Annotated in this window: 24 protein-coding genes; 8 read left to right on the top strand and 16 right to left on the bottom strand. The window is 71.2% G+C overall.

Features of this window, described 5'->3' with window-relative positions; all coding sequences use genetic code 11:
• Window positions 1-158 precede the first annotated feature (158 nt).
• Window positions 159-761, top strand: a complete 603-nt coding sequence (locus Ato02nite_RS04495) for a hypothetical protein (RefSeq protein WP_213005080.1) — start codon at window positions 159-161, stop codon at window positions 759-761.
• A gap of 98 nt (window positions 762-859) precedes the next feature.
• On the opposite strand, the gene Ato02nite_RS04490 is transcribed toward Ato02nite_RS04495, so the two are convergent.
• The 4 genes from Ato02nite_RS04490 to Ato02nite_RS04475 all read right to left on the bottom strand — a co-directional run bounded on the left by Ato02nite_RS04490 (window position 860) and on the right by Ato02nite_RS04475 (window position 5,424).
• Complete coding sequence (locus Ato02nite_RS04490) at window positions 860-1,333, bottom strand: phosphoribosyltransferase (RefSeq protein ID WP_213005079.1); 474 nt, start codon at window positions 1,331-1,333, stop codon at window positions 860-862.
• Window positions 1,334-1,349: 16 nt separating this feature from the next.
• Window positions 1,350-1,613 carry a hypothetical protein gene (locus Ato02nite_RS04485; protein WP_213005078.1) on the bottom strand — a complete coding sequence of 88 codons (264 nt, stop codon included), beginning with the start codon at window positions 1,611-1,613 and terminating at the stop codon, window positions 1,350-1,352.
• Window positions 1,614-1,842: 229 nt separating this feature from the next.
• Window positions 1,843-2,808 carry an endonuclease/exonuclease/phosphatase family protein gene (locus Ato02nite_RS04480; protein ID WP_213005077.1) on the bottom strand — a complete coding sequence of 322 codons (966 nt, stop codon included), beginning with the start codon at window positions 2,806-2,808 and terminating at the stop codon, window positions 1,843-1,845.
• 99 nt (window positions 2,809-2,907) lie between these two features.
• Window positions 2,908-5,424, bottom strand: coding sequence for a LamG-like jellyroll fold domain-containing protein (locus tag Ato02nite_RS04475; RefSeq protein ID WP_213005076.1), 2,517 nt, complete (start codon window positions 5,422-5,424; stop codon window positions 2,908-2,910).
• Between the two features lie 193 nt (window positions 5,425-5,617).
• Here Ato02nite_RS04475 and Ato02nite_RS04470 point away from each other — a divergent pair, with 193 nt between their 5' ends.
• The gene (locus Ato02nite_RS04470; RefSeq protein WP_246606078.1) at window positions 5,618-7,156 is read left to right on the top strand and encodes a sensor domain-containing diguanylate cyclase; all 1,539 of its coding nucleotides are present in this window, start codon (window positions 5,618-5,620) and stop codon (window positions 7,154-7,156) included.
• 9 nt (window positions 7,157-7,165) lie between these two features.
• Here Ato02nite_RS04470 and Ato02nite_RS04465 read toward each other — a convergent pair whose 3' ends face one another.
• From Ato02nite_RS04465 to Ato02nite_RS04445, 5 genes are all read right to left on the bottom strand, one after another.
• Window positions 7,166-8,098, bottom strand: coding sequence for a copper transporter (locus tag Ato02nite_RS04465; RefSeq protein ID WP_213005075.1), 933 nt, complete (start codon window positions 8,096-8,098; stop codon window positions 7,166-7,168).
• A 115-nt stretch (window positions 8,099-8,213) separates the two neighbouring features.
• Entirely contained in the window at window positions 8,214-8,837 is a 624-nt protein-coding gene (locus tag Ato02nite_RS04460) for a hypothetical protein (RefSeq protein WP_213005074.1), read from the bottom strand.
• 51 nt (window positions 8,838-8,888) lie between these two features.
• On the bottom strand, window positions 8,889-11,018 hold the full coding sequence (locus tag Ato02nite_RS04455) for an FUSC family protein (RefSeq protein ID WP_213005073.1): 2,130 nt from the start codon (window positions 11,016-11,018) through the stop codon (window positions 8,889-8,891).
• 40 nt (window positions 11,019-11,058) lie between these two features.
• Window positions 11,059-11,658, bottom strand: coding sequence for a DUF4304 domain-containing protein (locus Ato02nite_RS04450; protein ID WP_213005072.1), 600 nt, complete (start codon window positions 11,656-11,658; stop codon window positions 11,059-11,061).
• A gap of 215 nt (window positions 11,659-11,873) precedes the next feature.
• The gene (locus tag Ato02nite_RS04445; RefSeq protein WP_246606076.1) at window positions 11,874-12,815 is read right to left on the bottom strand and encodes an EamA family transporter; all 942 of its coding nucleotides are present in this window, start codon (window positions 12,813-12,815) and stop codon (window positions 11,874-11,876) included.
• Between the two features lie 38 nt (window positions 12,816-12,853).
• On the opposite strand from Ato02nite_RS04445, the gene Ato02nite_RS04440 reads away from it, so the two are divergent.
• The gene (locus Ato02nite_RS04440; protein ID WP_213005071.1) at window positions 12,854-13,396 is read left to right on the top strand and encodes a CGNR zinc finger domain-containing protein; all 543 of its coding nucleotides are present in this window, start codon (window positions 12,854-12,856) and stop codon (window positions 13,394-13,396) included.
• Window positions 13,397-13,429: 33 nt separating this feature from the next.
• Complete coding sequence (locus tag Ato02nite_RS04435) at window positions 13,430-13,930, top strand: hypothetical protein (protein WP_213005070.1); 501 nt, start codon at window positions 13,430-13,432, stop codon at window positions 13,928-13,930.
• Here the strand turns inward: Ato02nite_RS04435 and Ato02nite_RS04430 are convergent.
• On the bottom strand, window positions 13,905-15,047 hold the full coding sequence (locus tag Ato02nite_RS04430) for an acyl-CoA dehydrogenase family protein (protein WP_213005069.1): 1,143 nt from the start codon (window positions 15,045-15,047) through the stop codon (window positions 13,905-13,907). The genes Ato02nite_RS04435 and Ato02nite_RS04430 overlap by 26 nt on opposite strands.
• Before the next feature lie 44 nt (window positions 15,048-15,091).
• Between Ato02nite_RS04430 and Ato02nite_RS04425 the strand changes: the two genes are divergently transcribed.
• On the top strand, window positions 15,092-18,049 hold the full coding sequence (locus Ato02nite_RS04425) for a glycine--tRNA ligase (protein WP_213005068.1): 2,958 nt from the start codon (window positions 15,092-15,094) through the stop codon (window positions 18,047-18,049).
• On the opposite strand, the gene Ato02nite_RS04420 is transcribed toward Ato02nite_RS04425, so the two are convergent.
• Entirely contained in the window at window positions 18,050-19,384 is a 1,335-nt protein-coding gene (locus Ato02nite_RS04420) for a serine hydrolase domain-containing protein (protein WP_213005067.1), read from the bottom strand.
• Window positions 19,385-19,507: 123 nt separating this feature from the next.
• On the opposite strand from Ato02nite_RS04420, the gene Ato02nite_RS04415 reads away from it, so the two are divergent.
• Entirely contained in the window at window positions 19,508-21,097 is a 1,590-nt protein-coding gene (locus tag Ato02nite_RS04415) for a methyl-accepting chemotaxis protein (protein WP_213005066.1), read from the top strand.
• A gap of 51 nt (window positions 21,098-21,148) precedes the next feature.
• Here the strand turns inward: Ato02nite_RS04415 and Ato02nite_RS04410 are convergent, their stop codons facing one another.
• The 5 genes from Ato02nite_RS04410 to Ato02nite_RS04395 form a co-directional block, all read right to left on the bottom strand.
• Entirely contained in the window at window positions 21,149-21,421 is a 273-nt protein-coding gene (locus tag Ato02nite_RS04410) for a Scr1 family TA system antitoxin-like transcriptional regulator (RefSeq protein ID WP_281419691.1), read from the bottom strand.
• Window positions 21,422-21,479: 58 nt separating this feature from the next.
• On the bottom strand, window positions 21,480-21,806 hold the full coding sequence (locus Ato02nite_RS51320; protein WP_246606074.1) for an ion transporter: 327 nt from the start codon (window positions 21,804-21,806) through the stop codon (window positions 21,480-21,482).
• Window positions 21,807-21,852: 46 nt separating this feature from the next.
• Window positions 21,853-22,083 (bottom strand): ion transporter, encoded by a 231-nt coding sequence (locus Ato02nite_RS51315; protein ID WP_246606073.1) that lies wholly within the window; start codon window positions 22,081-22,083, stop codon window positions 21,853-21,855.
• 81 nt (window positions 22,084-22,164) lie between these two features.
• A complete protein-coding gene (locus tag Ato02nite_RS04400; protein ID WP_213005064.1) occupies window positions 22,165-23,412 on the bottom strand; it encodes an alpha/beta fold hydrolase in 1,248 nt (415 codons plus the stop codon).
• On the bottom strand, window positions 23,409-23,978 hold the full coding sequence (locus tag Ato02nite_RS04395; RefSeq protein ID WP_213005063.1) for a TetR/AcrR family transcriptional regulator: 570 nt from the start codon (window positions 23,976-23,978) through the stop codon (window positions 23,409-23,411). Before Ato02nite_RS04395 ends, Ato02nite_RS04400 begins: the two co-directional genes overlap by 4 nt.
• 20 nt (window positions 23,979-23,998) lie before the next feature.
• Here Ato02nite_RS04395 and Ato02nite_RS04390 point away from each other — a divergent pair, with 20 nt between their 5' ends.
• Both Ato02nite_RS04390 and Ato02nite_RS04385 read left to right on the top strand, forming a co-directional pair.
• The gene (locus Ato02nite_RS04390; RefSeq protein ID WP_213005062.1) at window positions 23,999-25,240 is read left to right on the top strand and encodes an FAD-dependent monooxygenase; all 1,242 of its coding nucleotides are present in this window, start codon (window positions 23,999-24,001) and stop codon (window positions 25,238-25,240) included.
• A partial coding sequence (locus Ato02nite_RS04385) for a RidA family protein (RefSeq protein WP_213005061.1) occupies window positions 25,237-25,554 on the top strand: 318 nt, incomplete at its 3' end. The genes Ato02nite_RS04390 and Ato02nite_RS04385, both read left to right, overlap by 4 nt.

Genomic DNA, 25,554 nt, shown 5'->3' with positions numbered 1-25,554 from the left:
TCGCTCCCGGCTGTTCGCACAGCATTACATGGGAGCGCTCCCACCGCAATCACTCAGATACTCCTCGGAAACATTTGTTGGATCCTCCGAGGTCCTCGGCGGTAGGGGCCACGGCATGCCGCGGCAGATCGCTGGCCCGGGTGTCGTATAACGGGCGCATGCGGATTTTCGAACTGCTCGAGGCGTTGGAAGAGGTCCCCTCCGCCCAGGTGAAAGTCCGCCGCGGCGCGGTCAACATCCACCAGCCGGCCCTGGGCGAAACCGCCGTCGTGGAGCCGGACGACGTCACCGAGGCGGCCGCGGTCTTCGTGCCGACCGGTGAGCCCGCCGTCCAGCTGGAGATCCGCCGGCACCGCGAGATCCTCCCGCTGATCGTCACCACCGACGACTTCGTCTTCACCCCGGTCTACGCCGACGCCGTGCTCGACGAGGGCGCCGAGCTGCGGGTCCCCGCGATGCCCAGCCTGATCGCCTACTCCGAGATGCACCGCGACGTGCGGGCCTTCGGCAAGGCGCAGGACGAGGAGGGCCTCGAGGCGGACATGCTGGCCGCCACCCTGCTGGCCCACCGCTGCTTCCTGGCCGGCGCGATCCGGGTCGGCCTCTGGCCGGTCCGCGCGGCCGCCTGGTGGGAATACGCGAACGCCCGCATCGCCCCGCGCCTGTCACTGCCACCGTTCCGCCCCGATGAGATCTGGGACGACCTGATGGCCGACGTCACCGAGGCACGGCGACAGACCGAACAGGCAAAAACCTTTTAGCCGTACGGTGTTCCCCTCCCCCAAACGCACAGCGGCGTCCCGGCGAGGGGCCCGGCCTCGCTGCACCGAAAGGCCGTCCCCCGCCTGCGGGCGGGGTGTCAGGCCGGGATAACCGATGGCCGGCTCGACCAGGGAAAATTGATCCACTTGTCGGTGCGGGACCAGACATACTCGCACCGCACGATCGAGCGCGGCTTCTCGTAGATCACCGCGCAGCGAGCCTCGGCCACATGCCCCTCGCAGTAGTCGCGAACCAGCTTGAGGGTGGCGCCGGTGTCGGCGACGTCGTCGACGATGAGCACGGTCGCGCCGGACAGGTCCACGGTCTGCGGCACCGGCGGCAGCATCACCGGCAGGTCCAGCCGCTCGTCGACCCCGGTGTAGAACTCGACGTTGACCAGATGCAGGTTCTTGACGTCGAGGGCATAACTGACCGCCCCGGCCGGAAGCAGCCCACCGCGGGCGATCGCCAGGATCAGGTCGGGCCGATAGCCGTCATCGACGACCTGCTGCGCCAGCTCACGGCCGGCCCGCCCGAAGTCGTCCCAGGTCAACGTCTCCCGCTCGGTCATGCCGCTCCCCACTGGCTCACTTCCCACCCTTGCGCGCCGCCCGGTTGGAGCGCCACGACTCGTAATGATCCAGCACGGTCTCCGCGGTCGGCCGATCGGTAAGCCCCAGTTCGCCGACGCCGCGCCGGTTGTCGACCGGGAAGCCGGGGAGGAAGAACGTGGCGGTCGCGGAGAGCAGGGCGGCCGCGGCGATGACGAGGCGCGGGCAGGACCAGGCCGCCGCGATACCGCCGAGCAGGGCGCCCAGCGTGGTAGCGCCGTAGGAGAGGCTCTTGACCACGGCGTTGACCCGGCCCAGCAGCTGGGTGGGGGTGATCGCCTGGCGGATCGCGGACCTCGGTGTCCGAGGCGTGCAGCGCCTCGAGTGCCAGCAGCGGGAGCGCGACCAGGGACAGTGCCCCGCCGGCCGCGCTGATCGTGTCGTCGGTCCAGAACAGCCGGAACCGGCGATGACGCCACACCCCCGTCGCCACCCGAACAGGTAGTCAGGCGGCGACCGGCGGTGCACGTCAGGGCAGGTCGAAGGTGGCCACCACCGGCGCGTGGTCGGACTCGGGGTACTTGCGGTCGGTGGCGAAGGACTGGGACTCGTCGTGCAGGAGCTCGTTGTGGATCTCCGAGCCGCGGTAGAAGGCGAGCAGGTTGCGGGTCACCAGCATGTGGTCGAGCATGTTGCCCTGGCCCTGGTGGAACAGCGTGTACCGGCTCGACTCCGGGACGGTCTGCTCGATCGGGACGAGCACCCGGCCGGAGAGCGCGCCGTTGCCGGTGTCCTCCACCTGGCCGCGGATGGCCAGCACCGGGATCTCCTCGGGGGTGGCGTTGAAGTCGCCGCCGACGACGATGCGGGCGTCGGGGTCGCGGTCGAGGATCTGGTCGACCAGGCGGCGCACCTCGAGGGCCTGGCCCATGCGTTTCATCGAGGAGATGAAGGCGCCCTCGGCCCACGAGTCGGCGCTGCGCCAGGTGAACGAGTCGACCATCTGGCCGGGGATGTCGGTGGGCAGCTTCGACTTGAGGTGCACGTTGATCACGTGCAGCGGGCGGCCGCCGGCGTTGAGCTCGACGTGCAGGATGGGGCGTTCGACGCCGATCTCGATGGCGAACTGGTCGGGTGGGGTGGCGGTGAGCCGGCGGTAGGTGGGCGCGGCGACCAGCTCGTTGCGCAGCTGCTGGCGGGAGAGCACCGGCAGGTGGGTGGCGACGACCAGGTTGCGCTCGTTGTAGACGCCGTCGTCCTTGGGCTTGGTGCTGACGAGCTCGGCGTCGGCCAGGTTGGTGCTTCCCAGCAAGGAGCGCAGGGCGTGCAGGGCGCGCGGCTGGCCGGGCCGTTCCTGCCCGTGCACTTCCTGGAAGAGGGCGATGTCGGCGCGCAGCCGCTGGATCTGCGGCCGCATGAGGACGATCCGGTCGGCCAGGTCCGGGGTCTCGTCGAAGTTCTCGAGGTTGAACGTCGAGATGCGCAGTTCCGTCATGCCGTCAAAGTAAGCCCGTGAGCAGCGCAAACGCCCGAATGTGTCGTAGATCGTCCAGCATGGAGCGGGGTCGATGGGTCGGCCCCGCTCCATCCGGATCTAGCTGCCGGAGACGAACAGCTGCTGGATCTCGGCGGCGGACAGCGCCCGGTCGTACAGGTGCACCTGGTCGGCCACCCCGTCGAGGTAGTCGACCGGGTTACCGCCGTACTTGCCGCGCCCGATCACCGTGTTGCCGGTCGGCGCCGCCTGCGGCATGCACGCGCCGGCCGTGCCGGCGAGCGCCCCGTCGACGTAGAGCCGCAGCTCGCCCTTGACGGTGTCGCGCACCCCGACCAGGTGGTACCACTGGCCGACCGCCGGCTTGAACCCGGCGAGCGCCCGTACGCCGGCGAAGCTCATCGCGAACTTCTGGTCGGCGCCGGAGTACTGCAGGAAGAAGTCGCTGTTCGACGGCCCGTCCTGGCTGATGATCGTCTGGAAGGCGCCGTCGGCCTTGTCGAGCTTCACCCAGGCCGCCGCCGAGTAGTCGGAGGCGGTGTTCAGCACCGGTTTCCCGGCGTCGAGGTACTGAGTACCTCCGTCGAACGAGACGCCCTGCCCGTTATGTCCGTCCACGAACCCAGGCCCGCCGACCGGGGTCAGCGACCCGAACGACCCGTCGAGCGGCCAGAACGCGATCCCGGTCAGGCCGGGCGTCCCGGCCGGCGGCTGCGGCACGTTGGCCCCGGACCCGTCGGCCGAGGCGATGATCTTCTTGTTGATCGCCCGCACCTGCCGCAGGTCCATCTTGGCGAGTTGCCGGTCGTAGGTGAAGAAGCCGTTCAGCTCCCCCTCGACGTCGGTGATCTGGGTGTAGATGGCGGCGCTGATCCCACAGTACTTGGCCGAGGTGATCACCGCCTCCTGATTGGCCACGTATTTGGCGGTCAACACCGAAGAATCCGGTTCCATCTCGTACGCCTGACCGTCCCCGAACCACATGTGGTTGGACGTCTTGAGCCCGAACCCGCCGTGCTCACCGTCGATGGCGACCCGGGTGCCGGAGGGCGCCGGTGTGGCCGGCCCGAGGTACTGATGGAAGTCGATCACGTCACCCGCGCCGGAGTCGCCGTGCGAGTTGCAGCAGTTCACCCCGCTGTGCGCGTTGACCAGCCGGGACGGGTCCTGCTCCTGCACCGACGTGGCGATCCGCCCGGTGTCCTCCCGGCTCCACTCGCCCCAGCCCTCGTTGAACGGCACCCAGGCGATGATCGAGGTCCAGGACTGGTGTTCGCGAACCATCTCGTGCAGCTCGGACTCGAACTGCGGACGCCACTCGACCGGGATCGGCCCGGTGTTGGCGGCCGGCATGTCCTGCCAGACCAGCAGGCCGAGCTTGTCGGCCCAGTAGTACCAGCGGTCCGGTTCGACCTTGATGTGCTTGCGCACCGCGTTGAAGCCCATCGCCTTGTCCTGCTCGAGGTCCCAGCGCAGGGCCGCGTCGGTGGGCGCGGTGTTCAGCCCGTCCGGCCAGAACCCCTGGTCGAGGTTGGCCTGGTTGAACAGGATCTTCCCGTTGAGGGTGATCCGCAGCTTCCCGTCGGCACCGGCCGCGGTGCCGACCTCGCGCATCCCGAAGTACGAGCCGACCGAGTCGACGGTCCGGCCGTTCGAGATCAGCGAAACCGACAGGTCGTAGAGGTACGGATGGTCCGGCGACCAGAGGCGGGCGCGCGGCACCGGCACGGTCAGCACGGTGTCGGCCGCCCCGACGAGCGAGCCGCCACCCTTCACGGAGACCCGCGCGCTGAGACCCGTACCCCCCGAGGTGTTGACCTTGATCTTGACGTTGCCGCCGGAGACCGAGGGTGTGATGCCGAGCGAGGTGATCGAGGCGGCCGGCACCGGTTCCATCCAGACCGTCCGCCAGATGCCGGAACTGCCCTGGTAGAAGATGCCGCGGTCGCCGGTGCGGCGCTGCTTGCCGATCGGCTGGCCGGTGGCGTCGGTGAGGTCCTCGGCCCAGACGATCAGCTCCTGCGGCCCGGTGGTGAGCGCGTCGGTGACGTCGACGTCGAACCCGTCGTAACCGCCGCGGTGGGTGGTGACCTGGACGCCGTTCACATACACCCGGGCGTCGTAGTCGACCGCCCCGAAGTGCAGCTGGAGCCGGTTGCCGCTGCCCACCTTCCAGCCGGCCGGGACGGTGAAGGTGCGGCGGTACCACATGCGATCTTCGTGGCGCTGAATGCCGGAAAGGGCAGATTCGATGGGGTACGGGACGAGAACGCGCTCGCCCAGCGACTTACCGGCCGGCACCGCCTCGCCGGTGTTCGCCTTGGCGAACTCCCAGACCCCGTTGAGGTTCTGCCAGCGGTCCCGGGTGAGCTGCGGCCGCGGGTACTCGGGCAGGGCGTTGTTCGGTCCGACCTTGTTGGTCCAGGGGGTGGCCAGCGGCGGGATGCCGGCGTGCCAGGCGGTGGGGTCGGCCCGCACCGCGGAGGTGAGTGCGGCCGGGGCGGCCGCGTCACCGGCGCCGGGCGCGCTGCTGGCGGGGGCCGAGGAGAAGCTCAGGAGGAGGGCGGAGGCGGACGCGGCGGCCAGTAGCCACCGGCCCCGGACATGTTTTGTCACGCGCGTTTTCCCTTCGGAGCGGAAGAGTGCGCTCGTGTTTCACCATGAGCCAACACAGCTCAACAACATTGCTCAGGTTTCGTCAAGGTTTCATGGCGATCTATGTACAAGGAGGCAAGGCGCAACCGAACTGCGACCGGCCCTGCGCGGATGGCCACTCAACCGCCCGCCGGCAGTGCCGACCTTTAGGGCCATGAGCGTGAGCAGTGGTGTGCGGCCGATGGGCGCCGCACCGGCGACACCGGTGGCGCACAGCGCCCCCGGCGACCCGCAGGATGCCCTGCTCGCCGGCCTGGTCGCGTTCATGACCAAGGACACCCCGTCCGTCCAGCACGTGCTCGACCTGGTCGAACCCTTCCTGCAGAAGGCGGCCGGGCTGACCGCCGCGACCGTCTTCGAGCTCGACTCCGAGACCGGCCTGCTCAACCCGACCGCCCGGGTCGGCGCGGCCGGCGGCCGGGACCTGCTCACCGCGGGCAAGGTGTTCCGGATGGCGGCCGGCGCCGCACCGCTGGTCGACGGCGAGCGGATGGCGATCCGGCTGCGTATCGGCGGGCAGACCGTCGGCGTGCTGCTGCTCACCGGCACCGACCTGACCGCGCTGCGCCCGGAGACGCTCTCCTCGCTCGCCCTGCACTTCGCCACCACGCTGCAGGGCATCGCGGCGGAGAAGCAGCGGCAGTTCCTGTCGCACGTCTCCACCACCATCCGGCGGCTGTTCGAGCAGGGCATGGCGGCCACCAGTGTCGAGGCGGCCGGACGCACCCTGGTCACCTGCTCGGCCGAGGCGTTCCGCTCCGACTTCGCCGCGCTGTGCCTGGTCGACGGCGACGGCAACATCCGGTACGTGCACAGCGTCGGCCTGCCCGACGGCGACACCCGCTTCCGGCACCTGATCGGCAGCGCCGCCACCGACTCCCCGGTGTGGCGGGCGATCAGCGAGGGCCAGCCCGCGCTGGTCTCGGACAGCACCGCCGCCGCCGTGCTGACCGGCGGTTTCGTGCGCACCATGGGCCTCAAGTCGTACATTGCGATCCCGATGATGTCCGGCCAGGGGTGCGTCGGCATGATCCTGTGCGGCGACGCCGACCGGACCCGCGACTGGACCAGCCGCGACCGCATCCTGGCCGAGCAGCTCTCGGTCGAGGGCGCGCTGATCGTCGACAGCGCCGGCATGCGCCAGGCCGCCCAGGCGCACGTGGCGCAGCTGAGCCACCAGGCCTTCCACGATTCGCTGACCGGCCTGCCGAACCGCTCCTACCTGCTGGAACGTGCCGAGCACGCGGTCGCCTCGGCCGCCTCGACCGGCGGCCGGGTCGCCCTCATGCTGCTCGACCTCAACGGCTTCAAGGAGGTCAACGACACCGCCGGGCACCAGGCCGGCGACGAGTTGCTGCAGCAGGTGGCCAAGCGGCTGCTCGGGACGGTGCGCGACAACGACGTGGTGTCCCGCCTCGGCGGCGACGAGTTCGCGATCCTGCTGACCCACGACCCGGACGAGGAGATCGCGACCAGGGTGGCCGGGCGCATCGTGGACCGGCTGCGCGAGCCGTTCGGCATCGACGGCGCGCAGGTACGGATCGGCGGCAGCGTCGGCATCGCGCTCTACCCCGACGACGCGGACGCCTACGACGACCTGATGCGCGGCGCCGACACGGCGATGTACGACGCCAAGCGGGAGACGAAGGAACTTGGCGGCGGCAGCCGCCGCGCCCAGCGGGACGCGGCCTAGGTACCACGTTCAGGCGGCGGCTTTGGGCACCTCGGAGGTGGCGCCGACGTCGTTGCCGTACTGGCCGACCTTGCCTTGCACCATCCGCTCGGCAGTAGCCAGGCCGGTCGCGACCTGGCCCTTCGGGAATCCGGCGTTGTCAATGGTCGAGATCGTCCCGGCCAGTTTCGGGGTGCGCCGGACGGCGGCGATGAGATTGCCGTCGCCCGGGCCGAAGCCGGCTATGACGAGTGGCTTGTTCAGGCTGAACTGGGTCGACAAGGTGACTGCTGATCGGTTCATCTCGGTTGCGTGTTTGTCGGAGAACGGTTCGCCCGAGATGATGACGGCGCCCTCAGCGCCGCCGGCAGCAGTGTCACCGACGCTCAGAAAATCAGCTTTCGCGTACGCGGTGATCACCGCCGTTACGTCGGCCGGTGCCGGGAGGCTGTCGGGGTGCTGCAGAAGCGCGAGCGTGAGCTGAGCGCCGGCCGTCTCGACAGCGTCGGAGTTGGCCGGAAGTCCGTCGATCGGCACCGTGGGCCGCCCTGTCCGGTGGATCAGGTCGAGCAGCTCGTACGCTGCCGCCGGATCGAAGAACCGGTCGTGGACGGCGAGCTGTGCGGTGATTGTCGCGCCGGCCATGGTGAGCATGGCGACCACGTCGTCGGCGTACTCGGAGGAGCCGGGCAGCGCGACCACCAGCAGCTTCCGGCCGGACAGCTTGCCGCCGAGCAACGCCGGAGCGACCTCCGTGGCGAAGTTCTGATCGCGTTTCAATTCCGCCAGCAACTTTTGGTTCTCGTCCCGCTGATTGCTCAGGTTCCTGCTCAACACGCTGGTCTGATCCTTGAGGCCGTCGGTCACCGGCCCGTTGGCCACGGCGGTACCCAGGACCAGGCCGATGGTCAGGGCGGCAAAAACAGAGGCGAGTGCCAGCGCATAAAACCGGAAGTTGATCACGTCGATGCCTCGAAGCCTTCTGGATCGGTGTAGTGGAGTACCAGTACACCGTGTGCCACGGAGGCGCCGCGGCGCGAAGACACGCTGCGGGGCCGGACCCGAGCCGGGACGCGGCCTAACCGAACATCGCGACGATCGGCAGCCCGACGAGTACGCCGCCGATGACCATGCCGGTGCCGAAGCGCCGGGTCTCCGGGAAATACAGGCTGCCGCCCGCGACCAGCAGGAACAGCGGAACCCAGGCCCAGTAGGTCAGGTGCGCGCCGACCAGGGCCGGGATGACCGCGGACGGCACCACCGTGCTGACGCAGGGCCCCAGACAGCCGGCGCCGAGCCCGGCCGACAGGCCGGCGACCAGGCCGCGGTCCAGGAACGGCTGCGGGATCGGCGGCGAGGCGACGGTGAGGATCGGGTCGTCCCCCGAATGCCGCACCAGCGAGATCACGTAACCGGCCTGGTCCTGCGCGACCAGCAGCCGCCCGTCCAGCCCGGCGGCGTCCTCGACGTGGGCGCCGGCGTCCCGCCACAGCTCCGCGACCACCTCGAACACCTCGTCACCGGCCTCCGGCAGCCGCCCGCCGCGCAGGATGCGGATGCCGGACGTGGTTTCCGGGGTGCGCAGGAACTGCGCCGGGACGACCTCGAGCCGCAGTCCCGGGTAGGCGTGCAGGGTGGCGTCCAGGCGCTCGTTCACACCCTGGGTGACCTCGGCCCGGCTGGGCCCCGCACGCTGCACCACCTGGGCAGAATGTCTGATAGACGCGCTTATTTCAGGTTTTTCGGAAAACGATCAACTGGCCCCGTCGGCCACCCGGGAGACCCGGACCCGCAGGTCGTCGCCCGGCTCCGGAAGCCCCGGGATCCGGCCCAGGTCCTCGCGCAGCCCGTCCAGCCAGACCCGCAGGTCGGCGATGATGTAGAGGTCCTGACCCAGGTCGGTGGGCCACTCCACCGCGGCCGGCACCGGCTCGACCAGGGTGCGGCGATGGGCCAGCAGGTCGGCCGCGGCCCGGTCGTATCGGCCGGCCACGTCGTCCGCCGCCGAGGTCAGCGGGGCCACGCACGGCAGCAGACCGCCGGCCGGGCAGGACCGCACGAGTGCCTCCGCACCGCGTACCGCATGGTGGCCGGCCAGCAGCGTCGCCTGCCAGTCCACCGCGGCCGCGGAGTGACGTTCGCTCTGGTACAGAGCGAACGACGCGTCCGCGAGCTGCCCCGCCAGCCGGGCCCGCGGCAGAGCCGCGCCGGGCGGCCGGCCGTCCGCCATCACCGCGACCGTCTCCCGGATCACCTCCGCCGACGAGCCCAGGAACGTGCCGGCCGCCCGGTGCAGCTCCCCGCCCCCGCCGCGCGGCCAGGCGAACAGTCCGGCCAGCACCCCGATCGCCGCCCCCACCAGCACGTCCAGCACGCGGGCCTCGGCGAGCCGCCAGTCGACCGGCGTGACCTGCGCGAACACCAGCGTGATGACCAGCGTGAACAGCGCCTGCGACCAGCCCAGCCCGAGCAGCGGCCCGGCCGCGAACCCGACCAGCATCACCACCGGCAACACGACCGCGTAGACCGTCGGATGCACGCCCACCACCAGCAGCACCGCCGCCGCCAGCGACCCGGCCACCGTCCCGACCAGGGCGGGCCGCAGCGCCGACCGGGTCTCGGCGGCCGACGTGCGCAGCACCGTCAGGATGGTCAGCAACACCCAGAACCCGTGCGACAGATCCAGCTCCCCGGCCAGCAGCCGGGCCACCGCCAGGGCGGCGGCCAGGCGCAGCGCGCCCTGAAAGGCGACGGAGCGAGGCGTGAGATTTTCCCGCAGGCGGTGCCAATAAAGGCTCGGGGTGCTTCGGTACGCGTACCAGAACGGTCCCGTCGGATCGGCGTGCGCCGGCCGCTCCCCCGCCGCCAGCCGGATCGCCACCACCAGGGACTTCGTCCACTCCCCCAGCGCCAGGGCGAGCGCACCGAGCCGCAGCCGCTCCGGCGGGATGCCGCCCGGGTCGGTGTTCATCCGGGCCACCCGGAACTCGCTGAGCGCGGCCGCGACCTGATCGGTGTCCGGCAACGGCCCCCGGCCCCGCAGCCACGCCGCGGCCGACGCCGTACAGCCGGCGGTCCGGCGTACCAAATTGGTTGCCGCCGGCAGCGTGACCGCCCCGCGCTGCTCGACGAAGAAAAGATCGACGGCCCGGCCGAGCAGCAGGCGGGCCGTGCCCGCCGCGGCGCTGAGCGCGCGATCCCGCCGCCCCGCCGACGCGGGCCGCTGCAGCGGCGGCAGCCGCGAGGGCCGCAGCGCGTCGGCCCGGTCGGTGGCCTCCGGCAGCAACTCGGCCAGCCGCTCCTTGGAACCGTGCTCCCAGGAGTCGGCCACCGCGGACAGGCAGTCGGCGAGGCTGTCGATCGCATCGGCCAGCCGCGCGGTGTACGGCGTCGGCACCGGATCCGGCCAGAGCGCCACCTCGGCCACCGCGAGCAGCACGATCGCGCAGGTCACCCCGGCCAGCCGGGACGGCAGCGACCCCGGGTCGTAGGGCGGGAAGCAGGGCAGGATGTAGAGCAGCTGCATGCCGGCGGCCAGCCCGGCCAGCCGCGGCCCGCCCACCCCCACATAGCTGACCACGAACCCGAACAGAAACATCCCGGCCGCGGCGGCCACATTGCTCACGCTCAGCAGAGTCCCGAGCGAAACCAGAAGCCAGGCCACCGGGAGTACGGCGATCAGGGTGCCCGCGCGGCGCCTCGGCGTACCCGGGATCTGCGACAGCGCACCCAGCGCGACCGCCCCGAACAGCGCGTAGGGCGCCATGGCCGGAGTATCGAGCAGATAGCGGCAGACGTAGAAACCGAGGCAGGCGACCAGGGTGACCCGAGCGGCCCGGCGCACCGCCAGCAGTTGCGGATCACGCCGCCGCAGCCATCCCATCGCCAGAGTTTGGCACAGCCGCCCGCGCGACGAGTCCGGGTCAGCGGCTGAACCGGTGGGCATACGCCCAGATCGCGCGGTCGACGTCCGAGCCGTCCTCCGGTGGCCCGGAGTCGAACAGCTCCGCGCGCAGCCGGTCGGACGGGCCGTCCTCGGCCATCAGCCAGAGCTCGGTCGCGTAGCCCACCGGCGTGCCCTCGGCGACGGCCTGCCGCAGGCGGTCACGGTCGAGCCAGTCCAGCACGACCGGCAGCCGCTCGCCCAGCCGCGCGAACAACCGCTCCACCACGGTCGCGCAGTCCGCTTCGCCGGCGACCACCCACTGCTCGACGAAGCCCTCGCCGTCGTCGTGGTCCTCCCAGTCGGTCGGGTTCACCCGCTCCCACCAGGTGCCGTGCGAGGTGTCCGGCCGTTTCTCCGGCGGAAAGCCGTAGTGCCGCCAGGCGGGGTCGAGCAGGAACGCCAGGTTCACTAAGAACTGGGTGTCGCCGAGAAACGACCGATGCGGCTGCAGGTCGACGATGACCACGTCACCGCCGGGGTTGTAGCGGCGGAAGACGGCGCCGTCGGCCTCGAACCCCAGCGCGGCCAGGCGCTCGCCCAGCAGCCGCGCACACGTTCCCAGTACCGCCCGCGCCACGATCATCCCCCTTCCGCACCCCGGGATCTCGTGGAGTTTATGTTCGGAGCGAACCGGAACTCGACAAGGTCGCGCGTCGAGCCCTCCGCAGCAGCCCCCTTTGCGGGAACGCACGTCCTGACCGCACCCCTTGGAGGGGTGCCTGGCCGTCCGCAGGTTCGGATCAGCCCTCGCAAGCCCGGAACGCGCAACTGTTGGTCTATCGCGTCCCTCGGTCAGGCGATGTCGCGGTCGCCCAGGCGGACCGCCACGACGCCCGCGATCACCAGGATGCCGCCGGCCAGCTGGGCCAGGCCGGGCAGCTGGTCCACCAGGAGCCAGGCGAACAGGACCGCGGCCACCACCTCGAGCAGCGCCACGAAGGACGCCACCCGGGAGCCGAGCAGGCGGATCGCGGCCACGCCGGTCGCATAGGAGATGGCGGCGGTCACCACGCCCAGCAGGAGCAGCGGGGCCCACCAGGGCAGGCTGCCGAACGCGTACGCCGTCGGGTCGGTGTTCGCGCGCATCGGCAGCAGGCCGGTCGCGGCCAGGACGCCGAGGGTCACCGCGCCGACCACCAGGCCGGCGCCGGCCAGGGCCAGCGGCGGGAGGCCGCTGCCGGTTTCGGCGGAGATCAGGAAGTACGCCGTGGCGCCGATCATCGCGGCGAACGCCCAGGCGACGCCGGACCAGGCCAGGTCGGCGCCGGAGATCAGGTCGAGCACCAGGACCAGGCCGGCGGCGGCCAGCACCGCCCCGATGACGGTGAGCCGGCTCGGGCGCTGGCCCTTGGTGATCCAGAGCCAGGCGACCACGGCGGCGGGGGCGGTGTATTCGATCAGCAGGGCGGGTGCCACGTCCATCGTGGCCACGGCGGAGAAGTAGCAGAACTGCGCGCCGGCGACGGCCAGCACCCCGTACAGCAGGATCTGGATCGCCTGGCTGCGCAGCAGATGCCATTTGCCGCGCAGCGCGACCACCGTGAACGGGGCCAGTGCGATGGCGGCGATGGCGATGCGGGCGAGGACGATCGCGCCGGGACTCCAGCCGTTGCCGAGCAGGCCGGTGGCGAGCGGGCCGGAGAGGCCGAAGGTGGTGGCGGAGAAGGCGGCCAGCAGAATGCCGCCGCTGACGCCGACCGGGATCATGCGTGTGTCATTGGCTATCTGCGTCATGACACATGACGCTATGAGCGTGTGGGTAAGATGTCAAGGTGCTTCTAGCCCATGACACGGAGGCGGCGCTGCAGGCCGCGGTCGACCTGGTCAACAGCGGTGAGGACCCGGACACGCTGCTCACGGTCGAGGACGTCGACGCCTGGTATGCGAAGTACCGCTACACCGGCCGGCGCGACCGCGACCGCGCCGAGCTGGACGAGCTGCAGGCGGTCCGGCCGGTGCTGCGCGAGCTGCTCGCCGCCGACCGGGACGACGCCGCCGAGATGGTGAACCGGATGCTCGCCGAGGCCGGCGCGGTCCCCCGGCTGGTGCGGCACGACGACATCGACTGGCACGTGCACGCGGTGGCGGCCGACGAGCCCCTCGTCCGCCGGGTGATCGTGGAGACCGCGATGGCGGTCGCCGACCTCGTCCGCGGCAACGAGATGTCCCGCCTGGCGGTCTGCGCCGACGACACCTGCGCGGGCATCGTGCTGGACCTGACCCGCAACCGGTCCCGGCGCTTCTGCAGCACGACCTGCGCCAACCGCAACGCGGTGGCCGCCTACCGGCTCCGGCAAAAGCGCGGCGGCGGCTAGCCTCAAGATCATCAAGGCCGTACGGTGGGCCGCGTGCAGATCCTGACCTCGCCGCCGCCCGACCGCCGGCTGATCACGGCCGCCGTCCGGAGCCGGTCGCAGCCCGCGCTGTGGCTCATCCGCGGCCTGGGGCTGCTGCTCGCGCTGGTCGCCCTGATCGACCTGGCCACCTCGGACATCTTCGGGGTGTTCGGCGTCAGCCTGGGCCTGTTGTTCGCGGTCGGGGCCCCGACCCTGCTGGTCCGGCGGGCGGTGGACCGGTGCTGGCAGTTCCACGGCATGCCGGGCACGTTCGCGATCACCGACTGGGGTGTGCAGCGCAGCGACGCGCTCACCCAGCACGGATACTCGTGGCCGGCGGTCAGGGGCATCGACGCCGCGCCGGAGCAGCTGCTCTTCCTGATCGGCAAGGCCGGTTTCATGCCGATGCCCACCGCCGCGCTGCAGCCCGGCGAACGCGAGCAGATCCTCGCGACGGCGGCCCAACGCGGCATCACGGTGCGGAGCGTCAGACAAAAGCACTCTGCCCGGTGACCGCCCGGCCGACGATCAGGGTGTTGATCTCGCGGGTGCCCTCGTAGGAGTAGAGCGCCTCGGCGTCGGCGACGAAGCGGCCGATGTCGTAGTCGAGGACGATGCCGTTGCCGGCCAGCAGCTCGCGGGACCAGCCGGCCACCTCGCGCATCCGGGTCGTGCAGTACGCCTTGGCCAGCGCCGAATGCTCGTCGCGGTAGCGCCCGGCGTCCTGCAGCTGGGCCAGCCGCACGCACATGCCGAGCGACGCGGTCACGTTGCCGGCCATCCGCACGAGCAGGTCCTGCACCAGCTGGAACCCGGCGATCGGCTTGCCGAACTGATGGCGTTCCTTGGCGTAGGCCAGGGCGATCTCGTAGGCGGCCAGCATCACGCCGACCGCTTCCCACGCCACGCCGCTGCGGGTCGCGCGCAGCACTTTCGCGGTGTCCTTGAACGAGTTGGCCCGCTGCAACCGGTCGGCCTCGGGCACCCGCACGTCGTCCAGCACGATGTCGGCGTTCTGCACCGTACGCAAAGCGATCTTGTTCTCGATCTTGGTGGCGGTGAAGCCGGGCGCATCACCGGGCACCACGAAGCCCTTGACCTGGTCGTCCTCGACGTCGCGGGCCCAGACCACGATCAGGTCGGCGAAGGTGGCGTTGCCGATCCAGCGCTTCTGCCCGTTGAGGATCCACGAGGAGCCGTCGCGCCGTGCCGTCGTGCGCAGGCCGGCGGCCACGTCGGAGCCGCCGGTCGGCTCGGTCAGCGCGAACGCACCGACCTGATCGAAAGCGGCCATCGAGGGCAGCCACCGCTCCTGCTGTTCAGCCGACCCGCACGCGCGGATGCTGCCCATCGCCAGCCCGGCGTGCACCCCGTAGAACGTGGCCATCGAGGCGTCGGCCCGGGCCATCTCCAGCGCGAGCCATCCGTTGAGCAACGACGACCCCTCGCGCCCGGCGATCTCCAGGTCGGCGTACCGCTTGATCAGATGGGACGGGAAGGCAGCCCGCGCCCACTGGTCGTTGGCGATCGGCACGACTTCGGCGTCGAGAAACGAGCGGACACGGTGCACCACGGCGGCCTCGTCCTCCGAAAGGAGGTCCTCGAAGCTGTAGAGATCTCCAGCGAGCATATTCCGTACCTACCCTCTCGGCCGCTCTCCTAGACTTGCCCACCATGCTCACCATGCAGGACGCTCTGGCCCGGTTGACCGCGTACTGGACGGAACAGGGTTGCCTGACCGTCCAGCCGATGAACACCGAGGTCGGGGCGGGAACCCTCAACCCGGCGACGTTCCTGCGGGTGCTCGGGCCGGAGCCGTGGCGGGTCGTCTACGTCGAACCGTCGGTGCGCCCGGACGACTCGCGCTACGGCGAGAACCCGAACCGGCTGCAGACCCACACCCAGCTCCAGGTGATCCTCAAGCCCGACCCGGGCAACTCGCAGGAGCTCTACCTGGGCAGCCTGGCCGCGATCGGCATCGACGTGGCCGCGCACGACGTGCGGTTCGTCGAGGACAACTGGGCGTCGCCCGCGCTCGGCGCGTGGGGTCTCGGCTGGGAGGTCTGGCTGAACGGCCTGGAGATCACCCAGTTCACCTACTTCCAGCAGGCCGGCGGCATCAACCTCGACCCGGTCAGCGTGGAGATCACCTACGGCATCGAGCGCATCATCATGGCGCTGCAGGACAAGAGCCACTTCAAGGACATCGAGTACGGCCCGGGAGTCTCCTACGGCGAGGTGTTCGGCCAGGGCGAGTACGAGATGTCCCGGTACTACCTGGACAACGCCGACGTGGCCGCCAACCGGCAACTGCTCGAGCTGTACGCGGGCGAGGCGCAGCGGCTGATCGACGCCGGGCTGCCGGTGCCCGCGCACACCTACGTGCTCAAGTGCTCGCAGGCGTTCAACGTGCTCGACTCGCGCGGCGCCGTCTCCACCGCCGACCGGGCCGCCGAGTTCGGCCGGATGCGGCGGCTGGCCGGCGAGGTCGCCAAGCTGTGGGTGGCCCGCCGCGACGAGCTGGGCCATCCGCTCGGCCTGGCCGCCGTGCCGCCGCTCGCGACGCCGGCCGCGCTGCCCGCCGAGAAGGACGCGGCGCGGCTGCTGGTGTTCGAGATCGGCACCGAGGAGCTGCCGCCGGCCGAGTGCCGGTCCGCCCTGGCCTACCTCGAACGGGAGATCAGATCCGGTCTCGGTGCGACCCGCCTCGCCCACGGCGACGTGCGCGTCTTCGCCACGCCGCGGCGGTTGGTCGCGCTGGTCGCCGACGTCGCGGCCCGGGAGACCGATCACGTACGCACGGTGCGCGGTCCCAAGCTGGCGCAGGCGTACGCGGCCGACGGCAGCCCGACGCCCGCGCTCCAGGGGTTCCTGCGGGGGCAGGGTGCGTCGCTCGACCAGGCCGCCGAGGGGGACTTCAACGGCGTACGCCATGTGGTGGTGAACAAACCGGAAGCCGGCGGCGCGGCAGCGGCCGTCCTGGCGCCGGTGCTCGCGAAGGTCGTCACCGGCCTGCGCGGTGCGAAGAACATGCGGTGGAACGACCCGCAGCTGTCCTACAGCCGGCCGGTCCGCTGGCTGCTCGCGCTGTGGGGCGACGACGTCGTGCCGGTCGCGGCCGGCACCCTGGCGGCCGGCCGGCGGACCCGGGTGTTGCGCACCGCGGCCGAGCCGGTGCTGAGCATCGCCTCGGCCGAGACGTTCATGGAGACGCTCGCCTTCAACGGCATCGTCGCCGACCCCGAGGACCGCACCGAACTGATCGTCACCGGCGCCCAGGACGAGGTGTACCCGGACGGGCGGATCGACGTGCGCGGTGAGCAGGCGCTGATCGACCAGATCACCTACCTGGTGGAGGCGCCGACGCCGCTGCTCGGCACGTTCGACGAGTCGTACCTTTCCCTTCCGGACGCCGTGCTGACCACCGTGATGCGCAAGCATCAGCGCTATCTGCCGGTGCGCGACGCCGACGGCGCGCTGCTGCCGATGTTCGTGACCGTGGCCAACGGCCCGGTCGACGTCGAGCTGGTGCGGCAGGGCAACGAGGCGGTGCTGCGGGCCCGCTACGAGGACGCGGCGTTCTTCTACCGGGCCGACCGATCGGTCACTCCGGCCGACCTGCGCGCCCGGCTGGACCGGCTGACCTTCACCGACCGGCTCGGCTCGATGGCCGATCGCGCGGACCGGATCGCCTCGCTCGCGCTGTCCCTGGCGGCCGACCTCGGCCTGTCGTCGGCCACCCTGGACCGGGCTGCGGCGCTGGTGAAGTTCGACCTCGGTTCCCAGCTGGTCACCGAGATGACCAGCCTGGCCGGCGTGATGGCGCGGGACTACGCGCTGCACGCCGGCGAGGCGCGGACCGTCGCGCAGGCCGTCTACGAGGCCGAACTGCCCCGCAACACCGGCGACAACCTGCCGGCCTCGCTGCCCGGTGCGCTGCTGTCGCTGGCCGACCGGCTCGATCTGGTGGCCGGCCTGGCCGCGACGGTCGGGCTGCCGACCGGCAGCAGCGACCCTTTCGCCGTACGGCGGGCCGTGCTCGGCCTGCTCGCGGTGCACCGGGCGCACCCGGCCCTGGCCGGCCTGTCCCTGACGGCGGCGCTGCGGGCGGCGGCCGCGCTGCAGCCGGTCGAGGTGTCCGATGCCGTGCCGGCGGCGGCGGCCGACTTCCTGGCCAAACGGTTCGAGCAGGCCCTGGTCGAGGAGGGCTACCCGGTCGACCGGGTGCGGGCCGTGCTGCCGCACGCCGACCGCCCGTCGGTCGCCGTCAACCTGCTCAACCAGCTCGGGTCGGTGGCGGCAAACCCCGATTTCGTGGCCGTCGCCGAGGCGATCCAGCGCTGCCGCCGGATCGTCCCGGCCGGGACCGCCGCCGGTTACGACCCGGCGCGGCTGACCGAGCCGGCCGAGATCGCCCTGCACGAGGCGGTGTCGGCGGTGAAGCCGCCCGCGTCGCCCGACCTGTTCGAGTTCACCGGCGCGGTGTCCCGGCTGGCCGGTCCCCTGTCGACGTTCTTCGACGAGGTCTTCGTGATGGCCGACGACCCGGCCCTGCGAGCGGCCCGGCTCGGACTGCTGGCCACCGTGCGTGACCTCGGAGCCGGCCTGCTCGACTGGACCGAGCTGCGGTAGTCAGACTCGCGGGATCGCTCGCCCGCCGCCGTAGAGGTAGCGTCCGCCCTCGACGAACTTCGCCACCAGGTGGACGCCCTCCTCCTTCTCCACCGCGACGAAGCAGTCGTCGCCGAGGGCGACGCAGCGGGCGGTCTTCGGTTTCTCGCCCACCTCGGCGGCGAGACCCCGCGGGATCGTGGTGATGTCCAGGCCACCGTCGGCCGCGGCCACCTCGTAACGGGCGAGCGGTCCTTCGAAGCTGCCGACGTAGGGACTTGGGTCGAAGGGCACCGGCTCGGTGGGCGGCCGCAGCCGCTCCGGCAGCCGGATGCCGGCCGTGTCGGCCAGGACCGCGGCCAGTACGTCGTCGATCAGCGGCGTGGCGTCCGGCCCGTTCGCGGAGACCGCGACGACGACGTCCCGGCCCGGCACGATCCGCCAGCACGCGCTCTGGCCGATGGTGCCGCCGTCGTGGCCGGCCACCACCACGCCGTCGTGGTCGAACAGCTCGAACCCGAGACCCCAGCGGGCCACGTACCGCTCGCCCAGCGCCGGCACGGTGACCTGCGGTTCCAGCATCGTGGCGAACGTGCCGGCCGGCAGCACCCGGGTGCCGTCCGCGGCCACGCCGTCGGCCAGGAACATCCGGCCGAACCGGACCAGCTCGCGCGGCGCGGCGGCCGGGGTCGACCCGGCCGGGGCGTTGGAGCGGGGCAGATCGGCCCGGGCGACGTGCCGCTCCTCGCCCAGGTGGCCCACCGCCGCCCGGAACCACAACCCCTCCTCCGGGTACAGCGTCAGATGGGTGACGCCGAGCGGCTCGACCAGCCGTTCCCGCATCACCGACTCCCAGGTGCTGCCGCGCAGCTTCGCGACGAGCGCGCCGAGGACGCAGAAACCGGAGTTGGCGTACGAGTGCATCGCGCCCGGCGGGTGCACCGGGGTGGCGTGGGTGTGCATGAACGCGAGCAGCTTCGCGAGGGCGTCGTCGCCGCGCCCGGTGTCCTCGAACAGGTCACCCTCGAAGCCGCCGGTGTGCGTCAGCAGCTGGCGAACCGTCACGGACTCGGTCGCCGCGCGATCGACCACCCCGAACTCCGGCAGATAGCCGCGCACCGGCGCGTCGAGCTCCACCACTCCCTCGGCGACCAGCTGCATCACCAGCGAGGCGGTCCACACCTTGGTGACCGAACCGATCTGGAACACGGCGTCCGGGGTCGTTTCCACCCCGGTGTCCCGATTGACCACGCCGGTGGCCGCCTCGAACAGGTCTCCACCGGCACCGACCGCGACGGCCGCACCCGGCACCCCGTGTCGTTTCGCCGCCTCGTCGAGCAATCCCTGAAGGTCCATATCGACGACCGTACCGGCCGGGGCAGAATGCATTCTGGTGCAGGATGCATCAAGTAGCACCCTCGGTCGCCGATCAATAGCGGTACGTGACGATCCCGTCAGCGCGACGCGAAAGGCGCTCCCGTGAAAAACCGCCGTAATTTCGGTGACCTGCCCACCGGCGTGAAGATTCTCAGCTCAGTCGGCGTGGCCGGTGCTGCCGCCCTGGCCATCGGCATCACCGGGCTGATGTCGCTGTCGAAGGCCAGCTCGGCGGCGGACAAGATCTACGAGCACAATCTGCTGTCGGTCAGTGCGCTCGGCGACGCCCGGGCCGCCGCCATCACCGCCCGCCTGGACACCGCGAACCTGATGCTGGCCACCGACGCCGCGTCCACCCAGAAATACTCGGCCGCGTTCAAGACCGACGCGGCGGCATTCGAGACCGCCCTCGACGCCTACCGCGCGGCCAGCACCACCGACGTCACCGTCGACGCCCTCCAGCAGGACTGGGACGAGTACGTCGAAGCGGTGCAGAACAAGCTGATCCCGGCCGCGGAAGCGGGCGACACGGCCACCTGGACCAAGGTGCGCACCGACACGGTGGTGCCGCTCATGGAGAAGATCGGCACGAACGTCGAGAGCCTGCTGGCCGCGGAGAACAAGGAAGCGGTCACCGCCGACGCGGCCGCCCGCGACGCCTACCGGGACAGCCGGACCCTCTCGATCGGCCTGATGGTCGGCGGCCTGCTGCTCGCCGGCCTGATCGGCCAACTGGTCAGCCGCTCGATCGTCCGCTCGCTGCGGAAGGTCGAGGAGGTGGCCGAAGCGCTGGCCGACGGTGACCTGACCCACCGCACCGGGCTGACCAGCGGCGACGAGCCGGGCAGGATGGGTCGCGCGCTCGACACCGCGGTCGACCGGCTGCGCTCCACCGTGTCGACGATCAACAACTCCGCGACCGACCTGGCCGCCGCCACCGAGGAGATCTCGGCGACCGCCGAGCAGATCGCCGGCTCGGCCACCGAGACCTCCCGCCAGGCGGCCGCGGTGTCCAACACGGCCGGCGAGGTCTCGGCCAGCGTCACCACGGTGTCGGCCGGCGGCGAGGAGATGGCCGCCGCGATCCGGGAGATCTCCCAGAACGCCTCCGAGGCGGCCCGGGTCGCCACCGAGGCGGTCACCGCGGCCAACGCCACGTCGGTCACGATGAACCAGCTCAGCGTCTCGTCCGCGGAGATCGGCAACGTGATCAAGGTGATCACCTCGATCGCCGAGCAGACCAACCTGCTCGCCCTCAACGCCACCATCGAGGCGGCCCGGGCGGGCGAGGCCGGCAAGGGCTTCGCGGTCGTCGCCTCCGAGGTCAAGGACCTCGCCCAGGAGACTGCGAAGGCCACCGAGGAGATCTCCCGGCGGGTCGAGGCGATCCAGTCCGACGCCGGCGGCGCGGTCTCCGCGATCGAGATGATCACCGACGTGATCACTCGGATCAGCGACTTCCAGACCACGATCGCGTCCGCCGTCGAGGAGCAGACCGCCACCACCGCCGAGATGAATCGCAGCGTGACCGAGGCGGCCGGCGGCACCATGGAGATCTCGCAGACCATCACCGGCGTCGCCGACGCCGCCCACCACACCAGCGAGGGCGTCGCCCACACCCGGCAGGCCACGGCCGAACTGGCCCGGATGTCCGGCGACCTCACCAGCCTGGTGGCGACCTTCAAGTACTGACCGCCGAACCGCGGCCGCCGGCTCCGGCCGGCGGCCGCAGTCGGCGTTCGCTCAGTCGTTGCGGTCGAGAACGCCGTCGATCATCGCGGTCGTCCGCCGCCGGTCGAGACAACGCCGGCTCAGCAGTTCGAACTCGTCCCGGTACCGAGCGACCTCGTTCGCAAGCCGGAGGAAGTTCCGCGACCGGCCGAAACCTTCCAGGTAGACGAGGCCCGAGTCGGTGGGCTCCGGGAAGTCCAGAATCGCGATCGACGCGCCCAGCAGCGGATGCTCGCCGACGTCGTACGGCAAGATCCGAAATGTCACGGCCGGCAACTCCGACATCGCGAGCAGACCGGGCAGGACCACCGGCTCCCAGCTGCGAATCGTCGATGCCGCAGGGTCAGTCGTTGCGGTCGATGCGTAGTTCGCGTTCCAGTTCGGCGCTCGTGGTGCGCAGGTCGTCCAGGCGTTGGCTGATCATGATGCGGTCGATGTCGTCGGGGATGCCGTCACCGTCGTCGTCGGTGCCGAGGGCCTCGGTCATCTCCAGGCGGCGGGCCTCCTCCATGGAGTTGACGATGACCGCGATCAGGATGTTGAGCAGCAGGTTGACCGTGATCAGCACGTAGCTGACGTAGTAGACCAGCGTCCACGGGGACAGTGCCATGCCCTGCTCGATCAGGTCGGGCAGGGTTTCCCGGGAAAGCAGCACGAACAGCGTGATCACGCGCGGCCGATCGTGCCGTACTGCTCGGGGTAGGCCTCCTCGAAGATCAGCCAGCCGGCCATCCCGTACACATAGAACGTGACCAGCGCGAGCGCCAGGAATCCGCCGACCCCCGGCCGTTCCAGCCGTGCTTGAAGAAGTCCTGCGGGCGGCGGCCGTAGGCGAGGATCCGGATCACGATCTCGATCACGAAGATGGCCCGGAACAGCCATTCGAGCCAGTGCAGCGGCGGGATGGCCTCGGCCAGGTCGCGATAGGTCTCCAGGCAGAGAACCACGGCGTTGGCGCCGATCGTGACGACGATGAAGATCTCGAACGCCCGCGACGCGGCGATCTGGCGACACAGGGTCGATCGGCATCAGCGTAGGCCGGCGGCCATCTCCATCAGGTGGGACAGCACCGCGTCGCCCGAGGTGCGCAGGCCGTCGTGCTCGTGTTCGTTGGTCACCCAGGTGCGGACGTTGCCCACCGCCGCGGCCGTGTCCAGGGAGAGGCCGGCGTCGACGTACATGTCGTCGGCGTAGACCGCGGCCAGCACCGGCACCTCGTTGGCGGCCAGGCGCTCGGAATCGTAGAGGGCCGGCCAGTCGTCGGCCTCGGCCAGCAGGTGGGCGGCGCCGGCGAACGGGCGTAGCGCGGCGATCTGCTCGAACATCCAGGGGTACATCATCTCGCCGGTGAACAGCAGCGGGTCGGCGTCGGCGGCGAACGCCGGATAGTTCCGGATGGCGTGCGCCGCGGCCCAGCCGGTCGGGCCGTTCGCCTGGCCGTAGCAGTACTCCTGCAGCGCGAACAGTGGCTGGCCGACGAAGCCGGTCAGGGCCATCACCTCGTACCGGAAGGTGTCCGACAGCCGGTCGCCGTGCCAGGCCTCGTCGAGCAGCCAGTGCAGCTGGGCGTAGCCGTCGCTCATGCCGAACATGCTGCCGAGGAAGCGGAACCGCTCGACGGTCAGCCGGTCGCCGTCGGGCAGCCGGACGTCCGTGCCGGCGAGATGGTCGGCGATCCGGCGGACCGCGGCCGCGTCGTCCGGGAACGCCCGGTAGTACTCGGCGTTCTTCGCGGCGACCCGCGGATAGGTGCGGGCGTACACCTCGTCGGCGGTCGCGGTCAGGCCGGGCAGGCCGCCGGTGATGAAGCAGTTGCGCAGGCCCTGCGGGGCCTGCGACAGGTAGGCCATGGTGACGAAACCGCCGTAGCTCTGGCCGAGGGTGTCCCACCTGGTGCCGCCGGCCACCCGCTCGCGCAGGATCTCGGCGTCGGCGACGATGCTGTCGGCGCGGAACAGCTTGAGGTGGTCGGCCAGCTCCTCCGGCGTGCGGCCCTCCGCGCCCAGTGGCGAACGGCCGGTGCCACGCTGGTCGAGCAGCAACACCCGGTGGGTGCGCACGGCCCGGCCGATCCAGCTCTCGGCCCGCACCGGCCGCGGCGCCTTGCCGCCCGGCCCGCCCTGCAGCAACAGCAACCACGGCAGGTCGTCGCCGGCCCGGTCGGCCGCCACCACCTCGCGGGCGAACACCTCGATCGTCTCCGCACCCGGCCGCCGGTGGTCGAGCGGCACGGTGACGGTGTGATCGGCGAAGCGCAGCCCCGGGTGAGCGATCATGAAAGCAGCCTAGCCAGGCCGTACTCGAAGCGTTCGTCGAAGCTGTCCACCGTCAGGTGGGGCAGCACCCGGCGGAGCGCGGGACGGTCGCCGACCTGCAGCTCGGGGGTGAAGCGGCTGGGCCCGGCCTGCTCCTCCTGAGTGAGCCCGAGCGTGAAGTAGACCAGGCTCCAGCACGTCCAGGCGGCGTCGCGCTCCGGCCGGCCGCCGTCGAGCAGGGCGCCGATCAGCGCCTCGGCGACGTCGAGGGTGGCCGGCTCGGCCGCGTAGGTGCCGGTCACCACGGCAGCGCCGTCGCGGTGGGCGAGCAGCGCGCGCCGGTAGCGCCGGACGATCTCGGCGGCCCGCTCGCGCCAGCCGGCCGGCAGGCCGTCGAGGCGGACGCCGCCGACGATCGCGTCGGCCATCAGCTCGCCGAGCCGGGCCCGGCTCTTGGCGTGCCACAACACCGCATTCATGTGTACGCCGAGCCGCTCCGCGATCGCCCGGATGGAGACGGCGGCGGCGCCGTGCTCGTCGAGGATCGCCAGAGCGGTCCGCACCACATCCCCTTGACTCTTGGTCACTGACCAAGTGTACTCGCCGCATGAATTTGGTCAGTGACCAAGAGAGCGATGTCGTCATTGTCGGAGCCGGGCCGACCGGCCTGTGGCTCGCCGGCGAACTGCGGCTGGGCGGCGCCACCGTCACCGTGCTGGAAACCAGAACCGAGCGGGACCCGAACTCGAAGGCGTTGACGATCCACCCCCGCACCATCGAGATCCTCGACTGCCGCGGCGTCGCGGAGACGTTCCTGGCCGAGGGCGTACGCATCCCGAACGGTCACTTCGGCGGGCTCCCCGACCGGCTGGACTTCGCGGTGCTGGATACGCCGTACCCCTTCACCCTCGCGCTGCCCCAGGCCCGTACCGAGGAACTGCTCGAAGCCCGCGCCCGCGCACTCGGCGCCACCATCCGCCGGGGTTGCCGGGTGATCGGCCTCGCCGATCGCGGCGTCGAACTGACCGGCGGCGAGATCGTGCCGGGCCGCTACGTGGCCGGCTGCGACGGAACCCGCAGCGTCGTGCGCACCGCGGCCGGCATCGACTTCCCCGGCACCGACGCCACCACCTGGGGATTCCTCGGCGACGTGGTGCTCGACCAGCCACGGTTCGCGAACTACGCCGGCCCCGGCGGCGGGCTGATGATGGTGCCGATGGGCGGCGGGATCACCCGGCTGGTCGGCGCCGACCCGTCGGACAACCGCCCCGGCGAGCTGACCCTCGACGACCTGCGCGCGTCGGTGCGGCGCATCACCGGCACCGATCTCGGCCTGCGCGACCCGGTCTGGCTGTCCCGCTTCGGCAACACCACCCGGCAGGCGACGGTCTACCGCCAGGGCTCGGTGCTGCTGGCCGGCGACGCCGCGCACCAGCACTTCCCCACCGGCGGCGTAGGCATGAACGTCGGCATCCAGGACGCCCACAACCTGGGCTGGAAACTCGCCGCGGTGGTGACCGGGCGAGCCTCCGATGCCCTCCTCGACACCTATCACGAGGAACGCCACCCGGTCGGCGCCGCCCTGCTCGAACACACCCGGGCCCAGACCGCCCTGATGACCGGCTGGACACCGGAGGGCCAGGCACTGCGGGCGCTGCTGAGCCGGCTGATCGCCACCGCACCGGACATGTCCCGGCAGCTCGCCGAACGACTGTCCGGCCTGGACGTGGCCTACGCGACCGGCCGGCGCGTGCCCGACCACGACGGCACGCTCTTCGAGCGCCTAAGAACCGGCAGGCACATCAAGACCGAAGCAGGACTCGTACGACCGGACGGACACCTCGCATGAGAATCGAACGCCTCAACCCGCCCACCGTCTTCGCCGTCCCCGACGTGATCAGCCAGGGCGTGACCGCCGGCGGCATGCTTTATCTCTCCGGCCAGGTCGCCTGGGACACCGACGGCCGGCTGATCGGCGCCGGCGACCACGCCGCCCAGGCCGCGAAGATCGCCGAGAACATCACCGAGCTGCTGACCGCGGCCGGCGCGACCTGGGACGACGTCGTCAAGGAAACCATCTACGTGGTCGACTACCGCCCGGAGCTGGTGCCGGCCATCTTCGGCGCGCTACGGCGAGGCCCGGCCCCGGCGAGCACCCTGGCG

Source organism: Paractinoplanes toevensis (genome assembly GCF_018332695.1).
In the GTDB taxonomy this organism is placed as follows: Bacteria; Actinomycetota; Actinomycetes; order Mycobacteriales; family Micromonosporaceae; genus Actinoplanes; species Actinoplanes toevensis.
This window is presented reverse-complemented; position numbering and strand designations above follow the sequence as displayed.